Annotated in this window: 4 protein-coding genes and 2 pseudogenes; 4 read left to right on the forward strand and 2 right to left on the reverse strand. The window is 74.6% G+C overall.

Features of this window, described 5'->3' with window-relative positions; genetic code table 11:
- Positions 1 to 412 (forward strand): annotated as a pseudogene (locus tag AE652_RS36395) (allophanate hydrolase subunit 2 family protein); the annotation flags it as partial.
- A gap of 30 nt (positions 413 to 442) precedes the next feature.
- Here the strand turns inward: AE652_RS36395 and AE652_RS36400 are convergent.
- The gene (locus AE652_RS36400; RefSeq protein ID WP_049659300.1) at positions 443 to 1,213 is read right to left on the reverse strand and encodes an alpha/beta fold hydrolase; all 771 of its coding nucleotides are present in this window, start codon (positions 1,211 to 1,213) and stop codon (positions 443 to 445) included.
- Positions 1,214 to 1,357: 144 nt separating this feature from the next.
- On the opposite strand from AE652_RS36400, the gene AE652_RS36405 reads away from it, so the two are divergent.
- The 3 genes from AE652_RS36405 (at position 1,358) to AE652_RS36415 (ending at position 3,739) form a co-directional block, all read left to right on the forward strand.
- Positions 1,358 to 1,891: a PadR family transcriptional regulator gene (locus AE652_RS36405; RefSeq protein WP_049659302.1), complete on the forward strand. Its 534-nt coding sequence runs from the start codon at positions 1,358 to 1,360 to the stop codon at positions 1,889 to 1,891.
- 83 nt (positions 1,892 to 1,974) lie between these two features.
- Positions 1,975 to 2,670, forward strand: coding sequence for a trans-aconitate 2-methyltransferase (locus AE652_RS36410; RefSeq protein ID WP_049659303.1), 696 nt, complete (start codon positions 1,975 to 1,977; stop codon positions 2,668 to 2,670).
- 226 nt (positions 2,671 to 2,896) lie between these two features.
- Positions 2,897 to 3,739: an undecaprenyl-diphosphate phosphatase gene (locus AE652_RS36415; protein ID WP_049659308.1), complete on the forward strand. Its 843-nt coding sequence runs from the start codon at positions 2,897 to 2,899 to the stop codon at positions 3,737 to 3,739.
- 85 nt (positions 3,740 to 3,824) lie between these two features.
- Here AE652_RS36415 and AE652_RS36420 read toward each other — a convergent pair.
- Positions 3,825 to 4,263: pseudogene (locus tag AE652_RS36420) on the reverse strand (HEAT repeat domain-containing protein); the annotation flags it as partial.

Below are 4,263 nucleotides of genomic sequence, written 5' to 3' on the forward strand. Positions count from 1 at the left end.
CGGCACCCCGCCGCCGTACCGGGCCCGGCCCGAGCTGGTGCCGCTGCCCGCTCCCCCGGCCGAACTGGTGCTGCGGCTGCGGCTCGGACCGCGCGCGGACTGGTTCACCCCGGAGGCGGTGGCCCGCCTCGGCCGCGACCGGTACCTGGTCTCCCCGACCGGCAACCGGGTCGGGCTGCGCACCGAGGGCCCGCCGGTCGCGCGCGCCCGGGACGGCGAACTGCCCAGCGAGGGAATGGTGTTGGGCGCGGTGCAGATTCCGCCGGACGGCCGGCCGGTGGTGTTCCTGGCCGACCATCCGACCACCGGCGGCTATCCGGTGATCGGCGTCGTGCCGACCGCCGACCTCGCGGCCGCCGCCCAGGCCCGGCCGGGGACGCCGGTGCGCTTCGTGCCCCTGCGGGAGCGCTGAGCGGGAGCACCGGGCGACCCACGACCCCGCTCACCCCTGTTCCAGCGCCTCCGCCGCGGCGGCCGCGAAGCCGTCCGGGTTGTCGATCATGATGTTGTGCCCGCAGTCCGGCACCGCGACCACCCGCACTCCGGCCGCACGGAGGGCGTCGGCGCCAGCGGGCTCGCCGTCCGCCGCCGGATGGAGGAAGGTGCGCGGGAGGTCGAGGCCGAGCAGCAGCTCGCGCATGGTCGGTTCGGTCGCCCGGGCGAGGTGGCGGGCGCTGCGGTGGAGCGCCTCCGCCCCGGCCAGCCGCATGGTGGACCACCAGAACGGGCCGACCCGCTCGGCGACTTCGCCCAGGCCGCCGGCCAGGAACTCCTCCTCGTCGTAGGCCGCGATGCCGCTGCTGCCGGGCCGGCGCCGGTCGGGGTCGATCCGGTCCAGGTTGGCGTCCACCAGGAGCAGCCGCTCGACGAGGTGCGGGTGCCGCCGGGCGAGGACGATCGCGACCGCCCCGCCCATGCTGTGGCCGACCACCTCGACCCGGTCCGGCCCGGCGGCCGCGACCGCCGCCGCGACCGCGTCCGCGTGCTCCTCCAGCGTGTAGCCGAAGTCCGTCGGCCGGTCGCTGAGGCCGAAGCCGAGCAGGTCCAGCAGCAGCGAGCGCCGCCCGGCCAGCAGCGGGTGGGCGGCGGCGGCCGCGAAGTAGGCCGGCGAGCTGGAGCCGAGCCCGTGCAGGTAGAGCCGGACCGGCTCGGCGCCGGGCAGCTCGACCCAGCGGATCCGGTCGCCGTTCGGGGTGACGGGGGCCTCGCGCATGCTCACTCGCTCCTCATTCCTGGGGGCCGGCCCGGGGTGCCGGCCCGGGGTTTCCGGCGGACGAGCAGGACCATACCTCGAACACGAGGTATCGCGATAGCGAGATACCCATGCCCCGAGGGACGGATCTGAGAGAGTGGCCCCATGCTGAAGCTCGCCATCCTCGGATTCCTGTACGACCGCCCCCTGCACGGCTACGAGCTGCGCCGCCACCTCGCCGCGCTCACCGGGCACGTCCGACCGATCAGCGACGGCACGCTCTACCCCGCGATCAAGCGTCTGGAGGCCGACGGCCTGCTGGTCCGCGAGACCGAGCCGGGCAGCGCCGCCGCACCCCGGCACACCCTGCACCTCACCGGGGCCGGCCGCGCCGCGCTGCTCGACCGGCTGCGCGAGCCCGAACCGCTCGACGTCAGCGACGAGAACCGCTGGTTCACCCTGCTCGCCTTCCTGCGGCACCTCGCCGACCCCGCCGCCCAGGCCGCCGTGCTCCGCCGCCGACTGGCCTTCCTCGCCGAGCCGGCCAGCTTCTTCTACGAGGGCGACCGCCCGATCGGCGCCGAGGAGTTCGACGACCCCTTCCGGCGCGGCCTGCTGCTCGTCGCCCGCGCCACCACCGAGGCCGAACTCGCCTGGCTGCACGCGACCCTGGCCGACCTGGCGGACGGCCCCCGGTAGACCGGGCCCCGAACACGCCGCGGCCCGCGCGGCCTGCCGACGCCCTCTTCCCCCGCCCACCCGTCCGTGTTCCGATGAACGGCATGGCAGACGAACGACGCGATGGCTACGACGGGACGGGCAAGGGTGCGATCACCCCGGACGGCTGCGCCGTCGAAGTGTGGACCCGCCTCCCCGCGGGCGACGCCCCGGACGTGATCGAGGCGGCGGTGCCGCCCGGCGCGCACATCCTCGAACTCGGCTGCGGCGTGGGCCGGATGACGCACCCGCTGACCGACCGGGGCTTCACCGTGACGGCCGTGGACGAGTCCGCCGACATGCTGGCCCGGGTCCGCCCGGACGTCCGCACGGTGCGCGGCCCGATCGAGGCGCTGGACCTCGGCGAGCGCTTCGACGTCGTCATGCTCGCTTCCTTCCTGGTGCACGCCGGTGACGTGACGGTCCGCCGGGGCCTGCTGGAGACCTGCCGCCGGCACGTCGCCGAGGACGGCTGCGTACTGGTGCAGCGCGAGGGCGAGGACTGGCACCGGAACGTGCCGAGGGAGAGCCCGATCGGCCCGGACGGGCGGGCCCGGCTGGTCTCCGCCACGCCGGTCGGCGACGGCGTCAACTCCGTGCGGTTCGAGTACGTCTTCCCGGACGGCACCTGGACCCAGACCTTCCTGTCCCGACCGCTCAGCACCGAGGCGTTCGAGCGGGCGCTCGCGGAGGCCGGTCTGGTGGTCGAGCGCTACCTGACGGCGGACCGCACCTGGGTCCGGGCGCGGCCGGTGCTGTAGCTCCCGGCCACCGCCGGAGCGGCAGGGGCCCTGTGCGCAAAGCCGGAACAAAGGGTGAACAAAGAACTGTCACTTTCACCCCGTACCATCAGCCGCGCGCCGGGCTCGCGCGCGGCCCGCGGGCCGGGCGGGTCACGGTGGTCCCGCACGCCCATCCGACCCGCAAGGACCCGCCCATGCCGCCCCTGCCCCTCGCCCGACGGATACCCCCGGCGGGTGCCCGGTGATCGATTGGTTCCACGGGGCCGTCCTCGGCCTGATCCAGGGGCTCACCGAGTTCCTGCCGGTCTCCTCCAGCGCCCACCTGCGGGTCTTCTCGGCCCTGCTCGGCTGGGACGACCCGGGTGCGGCCTTCACGGCCGTCACCCAGCTCGGCACCGAGACGGCGGTGCTGATCTACTTCCGCCGGGACATCGCCTCGATCATCAAGACCTGGGCACTGTCCCTGTTCCGGCCGGCGCTGCGCTCGGACCCGGACGCGCGGATGGGCTGGTTCGTGATCATCGGCACCCTGCCGATCGGCATCCTGGGCAAGCTGTTCCAGGACACCATCGAGACCCACCTGCGCGACCTGCGGATCATCGGCACCACGCTGATCGTCTTCGGCCTGATCCTGGCCTTCGCCGACCGCACCCGGGCCGTCCGCCACGCCCGTCCGATCACCGACCTCACGCTGCCGCACGCGGGTGTCTACGGCTTCGCCCAGGCACTGGCGCTGATCCCGGGCGTCTCCCGTTCCGGCGGCACGATCAGCGCGGGTCTGCTGCTCGGCTACAGCCGGGAGGCGGCGGCCCGCTACTCGTTCCTGCTCGCCATCCCGGCGGTGCTCGCCTCCGGGGCGCTGGAGCTGTTCAAGATCGGCGAGGGCCCGGCCCCGGCCTGGGGGCCGACCATCCTGGCCACCGTGATCGCCTTCCTGGTCGGCTACGCGGCGATCGCCTGGTTCCTGAAGTACATCTCGACGCACAGCTTCCTGCCGTTCGTCGTCTACCGGGTGCTGCTCGGCGTTCTGATCATCGGACTGGTCGTCGGCGGCGTCCTGACTCCGGACGCGGGCGCGGTGAAGTAGAACCGGGTTCCACAAACCAGGACCCGCGGAAACGAGTGGGCCGGGACACCGACACGGTGTCCCGGCCCACCGAACGTTGTGGACCCTAACGCCCGAACTCCCGGGCGGCGGTCAGTCGGCCGCGTACGGCGGCATGGACCTCGGCCTCCTCGGCCGGGTCGGCGGCGAGCCTGCGCAACCGCTCCAGCACACGCGCGTCGCCCGTGGTGGCGACATGGCGCGCGGCGAGCTCACGCGTGGACTCCTCGCAGTCCCAGAGGCACTCGACGGCGGGCCCCTCGGGAAAGTGCACGTCGGTCGCGGCCAGCGCCTGGGCGGCGCGTCCGCGCAGCTCGGAGGAGGCGGCCTCCCCGTAGACGTGGCGCAGGACCGGGACGGCGTCGGCGGCGGCCAGCCGCCCCGCACCGTCGACCAGCGACCCGAGCCCGGTACCGCTGACCCCGCGCACGGAGATCCACCGGCGCAGCCCGGCCACCACCAGCGGCGCGTCGGCCGGCTCCCCGGCGTCGGCGAGCAGCTGGACG

This window comes from Kitasatospora sp. MY 5-36, from assembly GCF_001182915.1.
Classification (GTDB): domain Bacteria; phylum Actinomycetota; class Actinomycetes; order Streptomycetales; family Streptomycetaceae; genus Kitasatospora.

Bases quoted from the DNA above. Each gene is read 5' to 3' on its own strand.
- AE652_RS36400 (WP_049659300.1), bottom strand. From the start codon at position 1,213: ATGCGCGAGGCCCCCGTCACCCCGAACGGCGACCGGATCCGCTGGGTC.
- AE652_RS36405 (WP_049659302.1), top strand. From the start codon at position 1,358: ATGCTGAAGCTCGCCATCCTCGGATTCCTGTACGACCGCCCCCTGCAC.
- AE652_RS36410 (WP_049659303.1), top strand. From the start codon at position 1,975: ATGGCAGACGAACGACGCGATGGCTACGACGGGACGGGCAAGGGTGCG.